Annotated in this window: 12 protein-coding genes; 11 read left to right on the top strand and 1 reads right to left on the bottom strand. The window is 72.0% G+C overall.

The window, feature by feature from the left end; translation table 11 throughout:
• Positions 1-21 precede the first annotated feature (21 nt).
• The 4 genes from OG556_RS37035 to OG556_RS37020 are packed head-to-tail and all read left to right on the top strand — an operon-like array spanning position 22 to position 4,554.
• Positions 22-402, top strand: a complete 381-nt coding sequence (locus tag OG556_RS37035; protein ID WP_331744329.1) for a nuclear transport factor 2 family protein — start codon at positions 22-24, stop codon at positions 400-402.
• A 4-nt stretch (positions 403-406) separates the two neighbouring features.
• Complete coding sequence (locus tag OG556_RS37030) at positions 407-2,509, top strand: non-ribosomal peptide synthetase (protein ID WP_331744327.1); 2,103 nt, start codon at positions 407-409, stop codon at positions 2,507-2,509.
• A complete protein-coding gene (locus OG556_RS37025; protein ID WP_331744325.1) occupies positions 2,506-3,741 on the top strand; it encodes a cytochrome P450 in 1,236 nt (411 codons plus the stop codon). The genes OG556_RS37030 and OG556_RS37025 overlap by 4 nt, the downstream gene beginning before the upstream one ends.
• A gap of 54 nt (positions 3,742-3,795) precedes the next feature.
• Entirely contained in the window at positions 3,796-4,554 is a 759-nt protein-coding gene (locus tag OG556_RS37020) for a thioesterase domain-containing protein (protein WP_331744323.1), read from the top strand.
• A gap of 112 nt (positions 4,555-4,666) precedes the next feature.
• On the opposite strand, the gene OG556_RS37015 is transcribed toward OG556_RS37020, so the two are convergent.
• Positions 4,667-9,580, bottom strand: a complete 4,914-nt coding sequence (locus OG556_RS37015) for a glycosyl hydrolase family 18 protein (RefSeq protein ID WP_331744322.1) — start codon at positions 9,578-9,580, stop codon at positions 4,667-4,669.
• Positions 9,581-9,918: 338 nt separating this feature from the next.
• On the opposite strand from OG556_RS37015, the gene OG556_RS37010 reads away from it, so the two are divergent.
• The 7 genes from OG556_RS37010 (at position 9,919) to OG556_RS36980 (ending at position 18,992) form a co-directional block, all read left to right on the top strand.
• Positions 9,919-12,834 carry a glycoside hydrolase family 3 C-terminal domain-containing protein gene (locus tag OG556_RS37010; RefSeq protein WP_331744320.1) on the top strand — a complete coding sequence of 972 codons (2,916 nt, stop codon included), beginning with the start codon at positions 9,919-9,921 and terminating at the stop codon, positions 12,832-12,834.
• A 292-nt stretch (positions 12,835-13,126) separates the two neighbouring features.
• The gene (locus tag OG556_RS37005; protein WP_331744317.1) at positions 13,127-13,774 is read left to right on the top strand and encodes a hypothetical protein; all 648 of its coding nucleotides are present in this window, start codon (positions 13,127-13,129) and stop codon (positions 13,772-13,774) included.
• Positions 13,771-14,667, top strand: coding sequence for a DUF692 domain-containing protein (locus tag OG556_RS37000; RefSeq protein WP_331744315.1), 897 nt, complete (start codon positions 13,771-13,773; stop codon positions 14,665-14,667). Before OG556_RS37005 ends, OG556_RS37000 begins: the two co-directional genes overlap by 4 nt.
• A gap of 1 nt (position 14,668) precedes the next feature.
• On the top strand, positions 14,669-15,439 hold the full coding sequence (locus OG556_RS36995) for a DNA-binding domain-containing protein (protein ID WP_331744313.1): 771 nt from the start codon (positions 14,669-14,671) through the stop codon (positions 15,437-15,439).
• Positions 15,436-16,749, top strand: a complete 1,314-nt coding sequence (locus OG556_RS36990) for a ferritin-like protein (protein WP_331744310.1) — start codon at positions 15,436-15,438, stop codon at positions 16,747-16,749. Before OG556_RS36995 ends, OG556_RS36990 begins: the two co-directional genes overlap by 4 nt.
• A 159-nt stretch (positions 16,750-16,908) precedes the next feature.
• Positions 16,909-17,478, top strand: coding sequence for a LemA family protein (locus tag OG556_RS36985; RefSeq protein WP_331744307.1), 570 nt, complete (start codon positions 16,909-16,911; stop codon positions 17,476-17,478).
• A complete protein-coding gene (locus OG556_RS36980; protein WP_331744304.1) occupies positions 17,475-18,992 on the top strand; it encodes a hypothetical protein in 1,518 nt (505 codons plus the stop codon). Before OG556_RS36985 ends, OG556_RS36980 begins: the two co-directional genes overlap by 4 nt.
• The last annotated feature ends 10 nt before the right edge of the window (positions 18,993-19,002 follow it).

The following is a 19,002-nucleotide window of genomic DNA, read 5'->3' as shown; positions in this document are numbered from 1 at the left end:
CCCGCACGACCGGAGACCCCGATGGCCCAGAAAACCCCGACGGCCCCGGCACTGGGGGTGTCCCAGGTCCGCCGGTACTACCAGCTCGTCGACGCCGGGGACGTGCCCGCGCTGGTCGCCCTGTTCACCCCGGACGCCCGCTACCACCGCCCCGGCTACCGACCCATGGTCGGGCACGCCGAACTGGAACGCTTCTACCGCGACCAGCGGGTGATCCGCACCGGCGTGCACACCCTGGCCACCGTGGTCACGACCGACGACGAGGTGGCGGTGCACGGCCTGTTCCGCGGCGTGCTGCACGACGGCGGTGAGGTCGAGCTGCGGTTCGCCGACTTCTTCCGGATGACGCCGCAGGGCCGCATCGCCGCGCGGGACACCTTCTTCCACGTGCCGGCGGTCTGAGGCGGTGGACGCACCCGGTGACACCGCGCACCACGTGCTGCGCAGCGGCCACCGCGACGACCGCCCACCGAGCAGCGCCGACAGCGGCCACCGCGCCGGCCACCACGACGGCGACGGCCACAACGACGGCCCACACGGTCGCGCGTCCAACCCCGACGGGGACACTTCAGCACAGGAAAGCGGGAAGCAGTTGACCAAGACGGTCCTCACCTCCGACATCCCGGCGTTCGTCGGCAGCGGACGGCCACCGTTCGACGCGCGGGCCATCCACGAGCTGGTCGCCGAACAGGCGGAGCGGGCCCCGCACGCGCCCGCCGTCACCTGCGACGGACGGACCCTGACCTACCAGCAGCTCAACGACCGCGCCAACCGGCTCGCCGGGCGGCTGCGCGCGGCCGGACTGGCGCAGGAGGACGTCGTGGGCGTGCTGGTGCCGCGGTCGCCGGAGCTGATCGTGGCCCTGCTCGCCGTCCTCATCGCGGGCGGGGCGTACCTCGGGCTCGAACCGGACGACCCGGCCGGCCGCCACGCGATGCTGCTCAGGGACGCCGGCGCGGGCATGGTGATCGTCGGAGAGTCCCTGGGGGAGCAGCTGCCCGTCACCGTCGTCACGGTGACGGAAGGCGGCCCGGCGCAGGAGCCGGCCGCAGGGCCGGCGGCTGCGGCCCGCCCCGGCGACCCGGACCGGCTCGCCTACGTCAGCTACACCTCGGGCTCCACCGGCGAGCCCAAGGGCGTCGGCGTGCCCCACCGGGCGATCGACCGGCTCGTCCGGGGTGCGGACTGGGTGGACGTCCGCGCCGAGGACGTCTTCTTCCACCTCGCGCCGGTCGCGTTCGACGCGTCCACGTTCGAGATCTGGGCCCCCCTCGTCAACGGCTGCCGGCTGGTCCTCTTCCCCCCGGTCGCCATCACGCTGGAGCACGTGGCGCGCGTCGTCCGCGCCGAGCGCGTGACGGTCCTGCTGCTGACCACCGGGCTCTTCCACCAGATGGTGAGCTCCCACCTGGAGGCGTTCGCCGACGTGCGGCACGTCCTCACCGGGGGCGACGTGGCCTCGCCGGGCCACGTCCAGCACCTGCTGGCCCGCTACCCGGAGCTGCTCTTCACCAACGGCTACGGGCCGACCGAGAACACCACGTACACGACCTGCTGGACCAGCAGCACCCTCCCGGAGCTGCGCAGCGTGCCGATCGGACGCCCGATCAGCGGCACCCGGGTCGCCGTGCTCGACGGCGACCTCGGGCCGGTGCCCGTCGGCGAGTGCGGCGAACTGTACGTGGCCGGGGCGGGCCTGGCCCGCGGCTACCTGGGCCGCCCGGCCGCGACGGCCGAACGGTTCCTGCCCGACCCGTTCGGGACCGAGCCGGGGGCCCGGATGTACCGGACCGGCGACCTCGTGCGATGGCTGCCCGACGGCACGCTGGAGTTCGTCGGACGCGCGGACGACCAGGTCAAGGTCCAGGGCTACCGCGCCGAACCGCGCGCCGTCGAGGTCGAGCTGGAACGGCTCGCCGAGGTGCGGCACGCGGTCGTGCTGCCGCAGGCCGACCCGGCGGGCGGCACCCGGCTCCTGGCCTACGTCGTGCCCACGCAGCCCGACCCGGCGGGCAACGCCGACCTCGGCCGGCGACTGCGCCACGAGCTGCGGGACAGGCTGCCGGGCTACCTGATCCCCTGGGCGATCCTCGTCCGTCCCGAGCTGCCGGTGAACCGCAACGGCAAGATCGACCGCCGGGCCCTGCCCAGCGCCACCCGGGTCCCGCGCAACGTGGCCAACGAGTACGTCCCGCCCGTCACCGAGGTGCAGACGCGACTGACCGAGTTGTGGGGCGACATCCTCGGCATCGAACCGGTCGGCGTCGAGGACGACTTCTTCGACCTCGGCGGGCACTCCCTGCTGGCCACCGACCTCCTGGTCGCCACCCAGCGCGAGTTCGACGTGGACCTCCCCGCACAGATCCTGTACCTGTCGCCGACCGTCGCCGAGCTGGCGACGGCCCTCACCGCCCGGATGCGGACGGCGGACCCGGACGGTCCGACGCAGAGCCCGGACGGTCCGACGGCGGGTCCCGCCGGCGGAGCACGGCAGGAGCAGCCCCGATGACGGCCGTTCCCCCCACCCCGCGATGCCCGGTCCTCGCCCCGCAGCCGGTCGACCTGATCGACCCCGACCTCTACCACTCGGGCGGGGCGCACGAGGTGTGGCGACGGCTGCGCCGCCACGCCCCGGTGAGCTGGCAGCCGGTCGGCGACATCGGCTACTGGTCGGTCGTCGGCTACGCCGAGGCCAACCGGGTGCTCCGCGACCACGACACGTTCACCTCCGAACAGGGCACCCTGCTCAACCTCCTCGGCCAGGGCGACCCCGCCGGCGGCCGGCAGATGGCCGTGACCGACCCGCCCCGGCACGCGCACCTGCGCGGCCCGCTGCAACAGGCGCTGTCGATCAAGACGGTGGAGAACGACCGGGAGGCCATCCGCCGGGTCATCGTCGAACTGCTCCGGCCGTTGGCCGACGGCGGCCCGTTCGACTTCGCCGCCGCCATGGCCACCCTGCCGATGGCGGTGATCGGCACCATGATGGCGCTGCCGGAACAGGACTGGCCGCGACTGGTCCGGCTCGCCCACGCCTGCATCGCCGCGGACGACCCCGAGTTCCAGCTCGCCGCCGGACCGCAGGCCACCCTGGTGACCGCCCACCGCGAACTGTTCGCCTACTTCCAGGACATCGTCACCGCGCGTCGCCGCGCACCGGGTGACGACCTGATCAGCGTGCTGCTCACGATGGAACTGGACGGACGCCGGCTGTCGCCGGGCGAGATCGTGTCCAACTGCTACAGCCTGCTGCTCGGCGCGACCGTCACCACCGCCCAGCCGCCGATCGCGGCGATGGTCGAACTGGCCGGGACGGCGGTCCTGGACGACTGGGCGGCCCACCCGGAGCTGCTCGGCAGCGGCGTGGAGGAGTCCCTGCGATGGGCCTCGCCCACCCAGCACTTCATGCGCCACGCCACCCGCGACGTCGAGGTCCGGGGCGTGCCGATCGCCGAGGGGGACGCGGTCGTCGTGTGGCTGGGGTCGGCCAACCGCGACGAGACCGTGTTCGCCGACCCGGACACCTTCGACATCCGACGGCGGCCCAACAAGCACATCGCGTTCGGCGTCGGCGCGCACTACTGCATCGGACACACCGTCGCCCGGGTGGCCCTGCGGATCCTGTTCGCCGAACTGCTCGGCCGGTTCACCGGCTTCGAACTCGCCGGGGAGCCACGACGCATGCGCTCGAACATCATCGCGGGCTTCACCCACCTGCCGATCACCGCGCGGACCCGCTAGGCCCTGTCCCACCGCAGCCGCACCCGAGAAGAAACCCCACCCGGAAGGTCATCAGTGAACGCTCCGCCGGCCCGTACCCGCAACAAGTGGTTCCTGCGCGAGCCGTCGCCGGTGGCACCGGCCCGGCTGTTCTGCCTGCCCTACTCCGGGTGCGGAGCGAGCATGTACCGCCAGTGGCCGTCCTCGGCCAACGGCGTCGAGGTCTGCCCCGTGCAGCTGCCCGGCCGGGAGAACCGGATGCGCGAGCCCGCCCACACCACCTACGAGGCGCTGGCCGACGACCTCTGCGAGGCGCTGCGCCCCTACCTGGACCGCCCCTACGCCCTGTTCGGGCACTGCGGCTCCGCGTTGGCGGCGTACGAGACCGCCGTACGGCTGGTCGAAAGGGGCTGCCCCGCCCCGACCCGGGTGTTCGTCTCCGCCGAGGTCGCGCCGCAGGACGGCCCCTACGGCCGCTTCCTCGGCATGGACGACGACGAGCTGGCCGACGAACTGCGCCAGCTCGTCGCGGAACTGGGCGGCACCCTGGAACCGAGCCTGCTCGCGCTCTACCTCGGCGTCCTGCGGAACGACGTCGACATGAACAAGCGGTACCACGTGGCCGAGCCGGTCCGGCTGCCGTCCCCGATCACCGCCATCGGCTGGACCCAGGACACGGGCATCGAGCCGTCACTGATGACCGGCTGGTCGGCCTGCGGCGAGACGACCTTCGAACTCCTGGAGGGAGGCCACTACCGCTTCATCGAGGCGCCGACGGACCTGCTGACGCTCCTGGTCGCCGACCTGACGCCCACCCGGCCCGGCACCCCCTGACACCTGCACCCGGGTGAGCCGGCCGGCCGCGCCGATGCGCAACGGGCCCCGGCAGAGCGGCGATGCTCTGCCGGGGCCCGCCGGCGTCAACTCCTGTCAGGGTGCGGGTCGGTCACGGCGTGGGGCCGAGCTTCTGCCAGGCGTCGCTCCTGCCGGGCTCGTCCGTCGCCTTGTTCCACCACTTGGCGCGCCAGTAGAAGCCGTTCCACGACACCGTCGAGGCCCAGGCGCCGTCGGTGTCCCCGGCGATGATCTTCGTACTGGAGGCGGTGGCGCTGTTGGCGGGGGCGGCGAGGTAGGCCGGGGTCTTCCACCAGTCGGTCCCGTCTGCGAAGCTGCCCAGCGCGTAGGAGCTGCCGTGCTTGGCGCCACCGGTGACCCACCGGTCCAGCATCGGCTTGCCCGCGGTGGCCTGGTCCGTGCTGAGCGGCACCAGCCGCCACCACTGGTCGACCTTCCCGTCGCAGTCCCGCACCGTGAGCGTGCCCCTGGCCGTGGTGGCGCCGAGGCACTGGTCGTGGCCGCTGGTGGCGGACTTGATGTGGTACCAGCCCTGGTCGTCCTCGCTCACCGTCCACAGCTGGTTGGCGTTGCCGGTCTGCTTCATCGACAGGTGGGCGTCGGTCCAACTGCCCGGGTGGTCGAGGACGTTGCCGCTGTTGCGGTCCTCGATGATCCACTTGTCGCCGGTCTGCCAGAACGCGAAGGAGGGGTTGGGGTTGTAGGCGTGCGCCTGCCACGGCGCGGCCTGGCACTGGCCGGTGCCGGACACCGCCGGAGGATCGACCGTCGTCACCGCCCTGCGCCGGTCACCGGTGGACCCGAAGTCCTTGCCCGCGATCCTGAAGGTGACGTTCGCCGGGCCGGTGATGGGCAGGTAGTACTTGACGTCGATGTCCTTCGACCGGCCGGCGGGCACGTCCTCGCAGTAGCCGAGCTTGATGGTCACCCGGTGGAAGTCGCCCTTCAGCCCGCCCGCGTTGGGCCCGGTGTGACCGGGGACGATGCCGCTCATCTCCTTCCAGGCCCCGTCCTTCACCACCGGCGGGGCGGAGGTGGGGAGGTCGAAGGAGATCTCCGTGCCCTGGACGAGGGCGACCTTGGAGTTGTTGGTGATCCGCAGCTTCGGCTGGATCGGCCACATGTCCCCGACGTCGGTGGGGAAGTCCACCAGCTCGGCCTTGACGTCGATCACCTGGGAGGGCAGCGGCTTGCCGCCGCCGGTGGTGTTGCCGTACGCCCCCGCGCCCTTGAGCGCGTTGTCGAGGCGGGTGGTCAGGTCGTAGCCCATGCCCCACTCGCCGTTGGAGCGCTTGGTGTAGTCGCCGGCGAGCTCCCAGATCATGGCGCCGCCGACGCCCTTGTCCGCGATGTACTTCACCTTGGCGTCGATCGACTTCTCGTTCTCCGTGGAGAGGAACACCTTCCTGCTGTCGTTCCACAGCCACGACGACTGGAGCGGGTCGGAGTACTTCTCGGCGTAGCTGCCGGTCAGCCTGCCGGCGTCGGTGGCCGGGTCGACCCCGTAGGACTTCAGGTAGCCGGGGGTGCGGCCGTCCTGGAGGTTCTTGGTGTGCCACAGCGGGTTCGACCCGGCGCCGACCTCGCGGCCGTCCTCGGTGTCGTGCCACACGTTGTCGATGCCGGTCGCGCCGAGACCGCAGTCCTGGCCGTTGGCCGGGCCCCGGCCGCCGACGCCCAGCGGGCACTTGGACTGGTCCGGCATGGCGGAGGTGCCCCACAGTCCGTCCGTGCCGCCCTGCACGCTCTGCCAGCCGCGGGAGTAGTAGGGGATGCCGAGGTTGATGCGGCCGGGCGGGAGGGCGCCGCGGTAGTAGTGGTAGGCCCAGTCGACGTTGAAGTAGCCGTTCTTCTGGTAGTCCTTGGTGTCGGGCGCCTGGTCGTTGTAGATCCCGGCGTCGGCCAGCTCGTTGTCCCTGCCGTCGTCGTGGAGCGGGGCCTGCGGGCCGACGTACTTGTTCCAGGAGCCGTGCAGGTCGTAGCTCATGACGTTGACGTAGTCCTGGTACTGCAGCGCCTGCCCGGCGTCCAGCCCGCGCACGAGGTAGCCGGAGGCGGACCCGGCCGAGGTCAGCAGGTAGTAGCGGCCCTTGGCCGTGCCGGACTGGTCCAGCTTGGTCCGCAGGGTCTTCATCAGCGAGGTGTAGCCCTGCTGGAGGCCCTTGCGGCGCGGGTTGGAGACGTCCCAGTCGTTCGGATTGCCCGTGCTGGGAAGGGCGGTGGGGTACTCGTAGTCGATGTCGACGCCGTTGAACCCGTACCGGTCGAGGAAGTCCGTCACGGAGTCGGCGAACGCGTCGATGCCCGCCTGGTTCACCGAGCCGTCGGCGTTGGTGGCCATCGCGTAGAAGTTGCGTGTGTCCGCCCAGCCGCCGACGGAGATCAGCGTCTTCACGGCCGGGTGCTTCTTCTTGTAGGTGTTCAGCAGGTTGAAGTGCCCCTTGTACGGCAGGGACGGATCCATGGCGTTCCGGTCGCCGTCCCAGGTCATGCCGGTCGCCGGGTTCTTCGGGTCGTTCACGTCGCCGACGGAGATCCGGTTGTCCTCGACGCGGGCGAAGGCGTAGTTGACGTGCGTCACCTTCGACCACGGGATGTTGGACGCCAGGTACGTGGGGTCTCCCTTCGTCCCGGTGCGCCATCCGGTGAAGTACCCGACCGTACGACGGGTGCGGTTGTTGCCGACCCACTCCCGGCCGGCGTTGTCGTAGACGTCGCAGTAGCGGGCGGCGACGCCCGCGGTGGGCGTCATGCCCTCGGGGCGGCAGTCGCCGGAGGTGGCGGGCTTGGTGCCGCGGTCGTCGGCGGAGTCGTCGAAGGGGGAGCCGGCGTCGCCGTTCACGGGCGTGGGCCGGTCGGTGCCCGACGGGTCGTTGAGCACCCACTTCTGGGCGTCGCTGCCGTTGCAGCCGTACAGCTGCAACTGCCGCCCGTCGTCGGACACCGAGCCGGGTACGTCCAGGCACAGACCGGCGTTGACGTTCTTCAGCTCCCGGGCCGCGGTGCGGGTCCACTTCTGGGCGTCGCTGCCGTTGCAGCCCCACAGCTGCACCTTGGTGCCGTAGTCCTTCCCGGAGTGGTCCGCGTCCAGGCACAGGCCCAAGGCCTGGACCGTGCTGTCACCGGGCACCGACCACGTCTGGGCATCACCGCCCTTGCAGTCCTGGAGCCGGACCGGGGTCCCGTTGTCGCGGGAGCCGTCCTTGACGTCCAGGCACTTGCCCGCCAGGCCCTTGATCGGGCCCGGGGCAAGCCCCTTGGACGGTCGGTGCATGCTGTCCGGGATGCGGGTGGCACCGTTTCCTGCAGAGAAGAGCGAGTTCCTGAAGTAGTACCAGTCGTCGTCGATCATGCCGGCCGAGATGTAGTCGTCGTCCACCGTGCCGGGATGGACCTCCATGGAGACGAAGGCGCCGTTCTTGATGAACACGGTTTCCGTGGAGGACGACGAACTACCCCCTACGGGCCGGGGCACGGAGAAGGCGGCGTCCAGGTCCCGGAAGAAGCCGGCCGCCTTCAGCGCGGACCAGTTGTCCGCGATGGTCTTCGGACCGTTCACGATCCTGTCCCCGGTCCCGCCGAGGTCGACCTGGACGAGGGCGTACTGGTCCCCTTTGAAGAAGTAGACCTGGCTTCCGGTGACGGAGACCGCGGTGTCGACGCCGTTCGCGAAGACGGTGCCCTTCAACGGTTTGAAGGCGTCCCCGATGGCGGCCGGCTTGGTCACCGCGGAGCAGCCCTCCAGGGTCTTCCTGCCGAACGCTCCCGTCCCGAGCCGGAGGCGAAGGTACTGGTCGCCCCGGAACAGCAGCAGGTCGTCCGGGTAGTCCGGAAGCCGGAGGGCCGCGTCGACCCCGAGGGCGAAGTCCGTGCCCCGCAGTGCCGGACAGGCCTGGACAATGCTGCTCGGCTTCCCGTCCAGTGCCCACGGCCAGTCCCGGGACCCGATCATGTACTGGAAGCTCGGCCCCTTGAACAGGATCACCGTGCCACGCGAGTCGCTGACCGACACCGCGGCGTCGATGGGCTTGTACCGGGCGGTGCACGTGTCCGGCCCGGCGGAGGCCGCGTCGGACCCCAGCTGGAACGGCCGTCGGCAGCCGGGGCCGGGCACGGCCGCCGCCTCGACGTGCACGGTCGCGAGGATCACCAGGACCTTCCCTATGGTGAAGGGGACACCCCGCAACGCCGTGTCGAGCACGCCCCCGTCGTAGGGGGTCTCCAGATCAGCGCCCGGGGTCCGCATCCAGGCCGTGACGAACCGGCTCAGGTCGTTCCAGTGATTGGTGAGCCAACCGCCGGTGACGACCTGCCGCACCGCGTCGGGAACGGTCTCGTTGTCCCGCCACACGGTCTCGTTGGCGTGCCACGTCCCGCCGTTCGCAAGAGCGCGGTAGATGCCGTCGCGGATGGGCTGGAACCGGGCCGCTTCGGCCACACCCACGGCCAGCCGCAGGAGGTGCCCACGCAGGTACTGGCGGTAGTCGTGATTGTTCCTCGCCGTGCGCAGCGCCTCCGCGGCGATCTGGAGATCGGAGCGGTTGATCGTCACGGTGTTCTGGTCGTCGAGGCCGTTCGCGTCGTTGTACCTGTCGTTGTATCCGAGGTCGACCTCTTCGTAGCCCTCCGGTGCCGTAAGGCCCCTCACCTCGCGGAACCGGAAGAACCGCCCTTGCCTCTCGTCGCCCATGGCGGGCCTCAGGAACCCCACGATGTACAGATCGCTCCGGCGCACGTACAGGCTGGCCGGCTGGCGATCCGTCGTCGGATCGAGTTCCTCGAGCCAGGTGAGCGGGATCTCTACGAATCCCTCTGTCCCTTCCTGGGCCTGACGGACATCGTGCTCGGCTGCGGCCTGGGCATCGAGCAGCGGGAGGGTCGCATTGGCCCGCACCTCGTCGATGAACTTCAGGTACCGGGCCGCGTACACCGTGTCCTCCGTCGACGCGGACGCGGGCGGAGCGCTCAGCATGGACATCGACGTGAACGCCAGGAACACGGCCATGCCTATGGCGGCCAACCGTTCGGGCCACCGCCCGCGCGGCCGCACCAAGGGGAATCTCACTGATCGCGCCTCAACTTTCTTCCGTATAACGCCCGCATCACGGGGCGCGGACAAGCTAGGGTCGGCGTGTTGACAGCGGATAGACGACGCGTCAACGACGGCCGGGACGACGCCGCCCGCGCCCCGCCTGCGCCCCTCGGTGACTGTCTGCGCCCTTGGTGCATCCGACGCGCCCTTGCGCGCTACCTGCCGGTAAGTGTTAATACGCCGTAAATTTGACTGGCCGTCACATTTCCCGGCCCTCCCGGCTCGGCCCGCCTTCGTCGAAAGGTGCTGCCATGCGGCGTATCTCCTCGTGGACGCGAATACTCCGTTTCGGACTCAGCGGCTGCCTCCTGGCGGCCGCCTCCGGCTCCGGCATGTTCCCAGCGGTCGCCGGACCGGCCGGTCCGGCGCCGCACGGCGGGCAGTCCCAGGACGGGCGGTCCCAGGACGGGGCGTCGCACGGCGGGCCGTCGCAGGGCGGGCCGTCGCCGGAGCAGCGGATCGAAGCGCTCCTCGGCCAGCTGACCACCGACGAGAAGGCGACGCTGCTGCAGGGGATCGCCGCACCGAACGGGGTGTACTCGGTCGGCTACGTCCGGGGCGTGCCACGGCTGGGCATCCCGCCGCTGCTGCTGTCCGACGGCCCGGCCGGCGTGCGGGACGGGCAGCCGGCGACGGCGCTGCCGGCACCGGTGTCGCTGGCCGCCGCCTTCGACCCGGGGCTCGCCGCCACCTACGGCGCGGTGCTGGGCCGCGAGGCCCGGGCGCGCGGCTACCAGGTGCTGTACGCGCCGATGGTCAACCTCGTGCGCGTGCCGCAGGGCGGGCGGAACTTCGAGACGCTGGGGGAGGACCCGTTCCTCGCCGGGCGGGTCGCGGCGGCGGAGGTCCGCGGCATCCAGGCGCAGGGCGTCGCGGCCCAGGTGAAGCACTTCGCGGCGAACAACCAGGAGAACAACCGGCAGTCCTACAGCTCGGAGGTGGACGAGCGGACGCTGGCCGAGATGGAGCTGCCCGCCTTCCAGGCGGCCGTCCGGGACGGCCGGGCCTGGTCGGCGATGTGCGGCTACAACCCGGTCAACAGCATCTGGGCCTGCGAGAACTTCCCGCTGCTGCGGGACGTGCTGAAGGGCCGCTGGGGGTTCGACGGGGTGGTCGGCTCCGACTACCCGGCCACGCACTCCTCGGTGAACGCCGCGACGGGCGGGCTGGACCAGGAGTTCGGCGGTACGACGTACTTCGCCGACCTGGCCGCCGCCGTGGCCGACGGCCGGCTCGCCCCGGCCGTCCTGGACGACCAGGTGCGGCGGGTGCTGCGGCTGATGGTCCGGACCGGGGCGCTGGACGGGGGCCAGCCGCCCGCCGCCGACCCCGCCGCCGGCGCGCGCGACGCCCGGGCGGCGGCCGCCGCCGGGACGGTGCTGCTGCGCAACCAGGGGTCGGTGCTGCCGCTGGACGCCGCGCACCTGTCGTCCGTCGCGGTGATCGGCCCGTGGGCCGACCACGCCTACACCGGCGGCTACGGCTCCTCGCACGTCGCCCCCTACCCCGACCAGGTGGTGACGCCGCGCCAGGGCATCGCCGCCCGGGCCGGTGCGGGCGTCGCGGTGCGCTACCACCCGGGCGACGACGCGAACGCGGCCGCCGCGGTGGCCGCCGGGGCGGACGTCGCGGTGGTGGTGGTCGGCGACGAGGAGACCGAGGGCGCGGACCGCGGCTCGCTGGACCTCGCCCCGGCGGACGACGCGCTGATCCGCGCCGTCGCCCGCGCCAACCCGCGGACGGTGGTGGTGCTCGACACCGGCGGGCCGGTCACCATGCCGTGGCTGGACGCGGTGCCGGCGGTGGTCGAGGCCTGGTACCCGGGCGAGCAGAGCGGTACCGCGCTCGCCGACGTGCTGTTCGGCGACGTCGATCCGGCGGGGCGGCTGCCCGTCACCTTCCCGACCTCGGCGGCGGCCACGCCGATCCGGGACGCCTCCCAGTACCCCGGCACGGACGGCGCCTACCACTACACCGAGCAGCTCGCGGTCGGGTACCGCTGGTACGACGCGACCGCCACCGCCCCGCTGTTCCCCTTCGGCCACGGCCTCTCGTACACCACCTTCGGCTACAGCAACCTCACCGTGACCGGCCCGGACGCCGCCGGCCGGGTGCGGGTCGGCTTCGACCTCGCCAACCAGGGCGCCCGGACCGGCACCGAGGTGCCGCAGCTGTACGTCTCCTTCCCGTCCGTCGCCGGCGAGCCGCCGCAGCAGCTCAAGGCCTTCGACAAGGTCACGCTGGCGCCCGGCCGGTCGACGCACGTGGAACTGCCGCTGGACCGCTCCTCCTTCGCGGTCTGGGACACCGGCGTGCACGGCTGGCAGGTGCCCGGCGGGCGGTACGGCCTCATGGTCGGCTCCTCCTCGCGCGCGCCGAAGCTGCAGGGTGCGGTGGACGTCCCGGGCGCGCCGGCCGTCTCCACCTGGTCCGGGCGGATCACCGGCGCCGACGGGTCCTGTCTGGACGCGGGCGCCGCCGCCGCGGACGGCAACGAGGCGGTAGGGCTGGCCGGCTGCGCGGGCACGGCGGCCCAGGACGCCACGGTCGGCTCGGACGGCAGCGTCCGCGCCCTCGACGGCTGCCTGACCCCGGCGGGCCCGGACGACGGCGCCGCCGTCCGGCTGCGGGACTGCACCGCGGGCGCCGACCAGGTGTGGCGCCCGGGTCCGGGCTCCTCGATCCTCCACCCGGCGTCCGGCCGCTGCCTCGCGGCCGCCGACGGCCGGCTGCTGCTGCGGACCTGCTCGGGGGGCGCCGAACAGAGCTGGGCCACCCCCCGCCCGAGCGGCCGGGTGACCGGCATCGCCGGGCAGTGCGTGGACCTCAACCGCGCCGACACGGCCAACGGCACCGCCGTCCAGCTCTACCGCTGCAACTCCACCGGCGCCCAGGACTGGACCGTCGGGCAGGACGGCTCCCTGCGGGCCCTCGGCAAGTGCCTGGACGTCACCAACGGCTGGACCGCCGCCGGGACGCCCGCCCAGCTCTACGACTGCAACGGCACCGGCGCCCAGCGCTGGCAGCCACGCCCGGACGGCACGCTCCTCAACCCGGCCTCCGGCCGCTGCCTCGACGCCCGCGACGGCAGCGGCGCCGACTGGACCAGGCTGCAGATCTGGGACTGCCACGGCGGCCCCAACCAGCGCTGGACCCTCCCGTCCTGACACCCTGCCGTCCTGATACCTCCCGTCCTGACGCCTGCCGTCGGCGCAGGCGTCCGCCGCCGCCACCGGGGCGGGCCCCGCTCCGACGCGGACGACGTCCGGGCGCTGCGCCCGACTGAAATAATTCGCACACTACTCATTTGGCGCTATCCAGCCCGCCCCCGGCTGTGATCACCTTGGCGGCTGTGGCGCGCGTCACATCGTGTGAGATCGCGCCACCTCACATCGCGTCACATCGCGGCGGAATCGCACCGCCGTGGGTGCCCGAGCCAAGGCGATCGAGGAGGTACTCGTGAGTGGCAGGGAGAACGGTGGCAGGAAGGCCGACGGTGACGGCTTCCCGGACCTGGGCCCCGAGGAGCTGGCGGAGATCGAACGTGTGATCCTCGGCGGCGACGACGGGATCGCGCTGCGGCACGCCGCGCACGAGGCCGGCGGGCCGCGCGTGTCCGCGGCCGATCTGCAGAAGGCCCTCGAACTCCATGTGTGCATGGGCCTGAACGCCTGCCGCAACCACGACATCGACGAGAAGGCGCCGATGGCGGGCATGGGGGCCTGTGCCACCGTCCTGCACGTGTGCCACGGCGCCAACGAGTGCCGCGGACAGGGCGGGTGCGGCTACACCGGCCCCGACGCGGAACTCGCCAAGCCGGGCGACCAGGCCTGTCGGCAGAACGGCAGCTGCGCGAGCCCGATCAACGTCAGCCGGGTGTTCGCGGGCGGCCCGCTGAAGGGCAAGAGCGTCTGGAAGCTCGCCCGCCAGCTGTTCGAGGCCCGGATGTACGCCGCCGGCCTCCCGTTCGGCCCGTCCCCGGGCGAGGGCTACCCGGACGACCTCGTCCCGCCGTACGAGGTGAACGAGGCCGAGCGGAGGAAGAGCAGGCTCGACCGGAGCAAGCCGCAGGTGCTGCCGCTGCCGTCGGACGAGGCGACCGCGTGACGGAGCCCCACCAGGGCGAGCGGCACGGCAGGGTGTCCCGCTTCGACCTGCCGAACCTGGGGTTCGGTGTCGGCCTGCGCAGCCCGCACCACCGGTACGTACTGGACCACCTCGGCGACGGGCTGGGCGCCGAGTGGCTGGAGATCATCTCCGAGAACCACCTCGACTCCCACGGCCACCCGCGTCACGTACTGGACCGGGTCGCCGAGCGGCACCCCCTGGTCATGCACGGGGTGTCGCTGTCGATCGGGAGCGTGGAGCCCCTGGACTTCGACTACCTGAGGCGGCTCCGGCAGCTGGCCGACACGGTGGGCGCCGCCTGGGTGTCGGACCACGTGTGCTTCACCGGGGTCGCCGGGCTCAACACCCACGACCTGCTGCCGGTCCCCTTCACCGAGGCCGCGCTGACGCACCTGGTGCGAAGGGTCAGGACCGTGCAGGACTTCCTGGAGCGCCCGCTGGTGCTGGAGAACCCCAGCACGTACGTGGGCTTCGCCGCATCGACCATGCCGGAGGAGGAGTTCGTCGCGCGGCTGGCGGTCGAGGCCGACTGCGGGCTCCTGCTGGACGTCAACAACGTGTACGTGTCGGCCGTCAACCACGACACCGATCCGCGCGCCTACCTCGGAGCACTCCCGCACGACCGGGTCGTGCAGATCCATCTGGCCGGTCACACCGACGCGGGCACACATCTGATCGACACCCATGACGGACCGGTCGCACCGGCCGTGTGGGAGCTGTACGACGCGGCGATCGCGCTGACCGGGCCCGTGTCCACCCTGCTGGAGTGGGACGACCACCTGCCGCCCTTCCCCGAACTGGTGGCGGAACTCGACAAGGCGCGCCGACGGGCCCTCGATCCGACGAACGCTCCCGTCGCGACGGGAGTCTGACATGTCGACGGTCGAAGGGGCGCCGCTGCACCTGGCCGAACTCCAGCACTGGCTGCAGGCCGCCGTCCTCCACGCCACCGGCCCGGACCAGGAGGGCGGCGCGGCCACCGCCCAAGTGCTCACACCGTCCAGCCGGCTCACCGCCGACGAACGGCTGGACGTCTACCGTCGCGGCTACCGGCTGCGCCTGCTGGCCTGCCTGCGCTCCTGCTTCCCCGCGCTGCGCCGACTCCTGGGGCCGGAGGCCTTCGACGCGCTCGCCACCGAGTACCTGAACACCTGCCCGCCCCGCAGCTGGACCCTGGAACACTTCGCCGACGGCTTCGCGACACACCTCGCGACCACCAGACCCGACCGCGACCCACCGGGCCGCGACGTCGACCCCTGGGTCCAGCTGATCGTCGAACTCGCGGGATATGAACGGGCCTTCGCCGAGGTGTACGACGCCGAGCCGGCCCGCGCGTGCCGCGTACTGGCCTGTCGCCACCCCGTGCACCACTACGCGGCCGCGGTGGCCCGCGGCGAGGACCCGCAGCCGCCGGCCGCACGCCCCGTACTCCTGCTGCTGCGCCGCCGGGACCACGGTGTCCACGTGACGGAGCTGACCGAGGACGTCCGGCGCGCGCTCCTCGCCTCCTCGAACACCGAGCACTCCTACACCGACCGCCCGGACCGCCCCGCCCGGACCGGTCCGCCACTCGCACCGCCCTCACCGCCCTCACCGCCCCCACCGCGCCCCGAGCGCCCGGAACCGAACGGAGCCGAGGTATGACGACCACCAAGCCCGCCACCCGTCGCCAGGCCGACATCCCCTTCGCCGTCACCCCGATCAGCACGATCAAGGCCGATCAACCGATCGAGGACATCGACACCCTGCTCGACCACCTGTACCAGGCGGCCCAGGTCGAGCTGTCGACCGTCCCGATGTACCTGTACGCGGCCTACTCCATCGGCACCAAGGGCCACAGCCAGTGGGACCCGGGAATCTCCGCGCAGCGCACGATCATCAGCATCGCGATCGAGGAGATGCTGCACCTGTGCCTGGTGCGCAACCTGATCATCGCGCTCGGCGGAGCGGACCGGGTCGTCTTCTACGACCCGGACTTCATCCCCAAGTACCCGAGCCTGATGCTCCATCGGACTCCGCCGCTGACCCTCCACCTGGAGCCGTGCAGCAGGGATCTGATGAACCGGGTGTTCCTGCCGCTGGAACTGCCCGCCGAGAAGGGCGCCGCGCCGCAACCGGACGAGTACAACACGCTCGGCCAGTTCTACAAGGCGATCGAGGTCGGCCTCAAGCACCTGACCGAGGTCGACCCGGACAACGTGTGGAAGTACGCGAAGGCGAACGCCCCCTGGCAGTACGAGAGCGCGTACTGGAACCACGACGGCGGCGGCGAACCCGTGGTCATCACCGACCTCCAGACCGCCGAGAGCGCTCTGAGGATGGTGGTCGAGCAGGGCGAGGGCGTGGACCCGAAGAAGGCCACCGTCCCGATCGACCCGATCAACCCGCGCCCCGGCCTCGACGAGCTCTCGCACTACGCGAAGTTCAAGAGGATCGAACAGGGCATCGAGGTCATCGGGCAGGTCCGCAACGTCCCCGGCGATCCCCGGGTGAAGGACTTCTCCGGACCGGCCGCAGGCCTGGCCGTCCTCTTCAACGCCGCCTACTGCTACACCCTGGCCATGCTCGACAAGCTCTACGACGTCCAGTCGAACTTCAACCCGAACCAGCGGAACACCCGCTACCACCTGGAGCGCACCTTCATCGCCGCGATGAGCGGTGTGCTCTACCCCCTCGCGGAACTCCTCATGACGACCCCGGGCAGCGACGACCCCGCCTGGGACGGGACCTGTGCCGCCCCCACCTTCGAGTACTACGACTTCGCGGCGGAGCAGAAGGCCAAGGGGCACCCGACCATGAAGGAGCACCTGCTCTGGCTCTGCGAGACCGCCGTCGTCGACTTCCCCGAACTCGGCGGTGACAACAGCGTCCACTGGCTCCTGAAGAACCTGCCCAGCGTGGACGACATCCCCTCGGATCCCCCCGCCAGCCGCCCGCGCCCGATGCCCAACTGACGCCCCGCGACCGGCGCCCGTGAGTCCGGCGCCCACCAGCCCGGCGCCGGTCGCACCCGCCCCCCGGTTTAATGGCGCCGGTCGACCGGCGAATACCCCTAAGATCGCCACGACCTGCCGGAATGCCCGGAACACCGGGTCATTCCTCGGGAGGGCATCATGGGTGTCGTCATAGCCGGAGCCGTCGTCGTCGTACTGGTGGCGGTGCTGGCGTGGTGGGTCGTCGCGACGTACAACCGGCTGGTGCGGCTGCGCAACCAGACCCAGGCGTCGTGGGCGCAGATCGACGTTCAGCTGAAGCGCAGACATGACCTGATACCGAACCTGGTCGAGGGCGCGCGCGGGTACGCCGTGCACGAGCAGGCGACGTTCGAGGCCGTCGTCACCGCCCGCGGGGCGGCCACGGGCGCAGGCCTCGGGGTCGCGGACAAGGCCGCCGCGGAGGACGTGCTGACCGCGTCCCTCGGCAGGCTCCTCGCCCTGGGCGAGAGTTACCCGCAGCTGAAGGCCGACCGGCATTTCGCCACCCTCCAGGCGGAGTTGACCACGGCCGAAGACAAGATCGCCTACGCGCGGCAGTTCTACAACAGCGCCGTCCAGAGCTACCACACCGCTCTGGAGAGCTTCCCGGGGAACCTCGTCTCCCAGCTCGGTGGCACGCACGGCCAGCGGGAGTACTTCGAGGCCGAGGCCGCCGTTCAGGAGGCGACCCGGGTGAGCTTCGCATGAGCCTCGAAGACCAGTTCTACTGGGCCGGCGCCGGGCTGATCGTGCTCTGGTTCGCCGCCTTCTGGCTCTCCCTCATGGCCACCCGGAACGGCACCGTGCACACCGGCCCCGCCACGCAGGAATTCGGCTCCGAGCCGGAGGCACCGGCCGTCGTGGCCCTGCTGGCCAACCGGTGGCGCTCCGTGGACCACGCCGCCGCCGCGACCCTGCTGGACCTCGCGGCGCGCGGCCTGGTCGAGGTGCGACAGCCCGCCGCCGATCCGGGACACAGCACGGTGCACGTCACCGGCAGGGACGCCACCGACCTGACCCCGTACGAACAGCGGGTCCTCGCCCGGATCACCGAGCAGGCCGGCGGGTCCGGTGCCCCGATCGGCGCGATCGCCTTCCGCGCGGAGGAACGCGCGAAGGCGTGGAACAGCGCGCTGCGCCGGGAGATCATCGCCGAGGCCCGGCTGCGCGGGCTCTCCCGGGCCCGGTTCGCCCCCCTGCTGGCCGGCGCGCTGTCCGTCGCCGCCTTCGGGCCCGGGGTGCTCCTCGGACTGGGCGTCCTCACGGGCGGGCACAACGTCCGCGCCGCGGTCGTGGTCGGCGTCCTTCCGTCGGTCCCGCTGATGTACCTGCTGACCAGGGCGCTCGGCGAACGGGCCACCCGGTTCGGACTCGAACGCGCAGGGCACTGGGCCGGAGTCCAGACGTGGCTGCGGGCGCACGAGGACTTCGCCCAGCTGCCGCCCGCGGCCGTCACCGTGTGGGACCGCTACCTCGCGTACGGCGCCGCGCTCGCCGTCACCACCCACACCACACGACTCCTCGGCTTCGACGCGGGCGACAAGCGCCGGGTCTGGTCCTCCTACGGCGGTGCCTGGCGCCCGGTCCGGATCCGCTACCCCCGCCTGCGCCTCGGCTTCGGAGCCGGCACCGCACAACTGCTGCAACTGGCGGGCGCCGCCGCCGTGGTGGTCGTGGGCCTGGCCCTGTTCGCCGCACTGCGCCAGCCCGACTGGGCCGTCACCTCCGGCCCCGACGCGAGCCACTCGCTCCGCCGCCCGGGGCTGCTGCTGACCTTCGGCTGGGTCGGCATCGGGATGCTCGCCGTCGCGGCGGCCGGCCGCTTCGGCCGCTGGACGCTGTTCGCGGCGTTCCTCGCGACGATGCCCGGCAACTACGCCAGCGGCCACGGCTGGCTCGGCCACGCCATGGAGCGCTCAGGGCCCCTGCCGGGCGAGACGGTCGCGATCGCCTGCTTCGGCGCGCTCACCGCCTACTACCTCGCCCTCGCCGTGCTGGAACGGCGCGCTCCGCACACCGTCACCGGCGAGGTGCTGCGCATGGAGCCGCGCAAGCGCGACAAGGCACCGCGGTTCCTGGCCGTGGACACGGGCGACGCGGACCGCACCGTCGCCTGGGCCCTGCCCGCCGGGGCACCCGCGCTCGCACCCGGAAGCGTGGTCCGCCTCACCGTGTCGCCGGCCACCCGGGCGGTCAGGTCGGCGGAACCCGCCACCGCCTGACCGGCGGGGC

Source organism: Kitasatospora sp. NBC_01300 (assembly GCF_041435235.1).
Classification (GTDB): Bacteria; Actinomycetota; Actinomycetes; order Streptomycetales; family Streptomycetaceae; genus Kitasatospora.
This window is presented reverse-complemented; position numbering and strand designations above follow the sequence as displayed.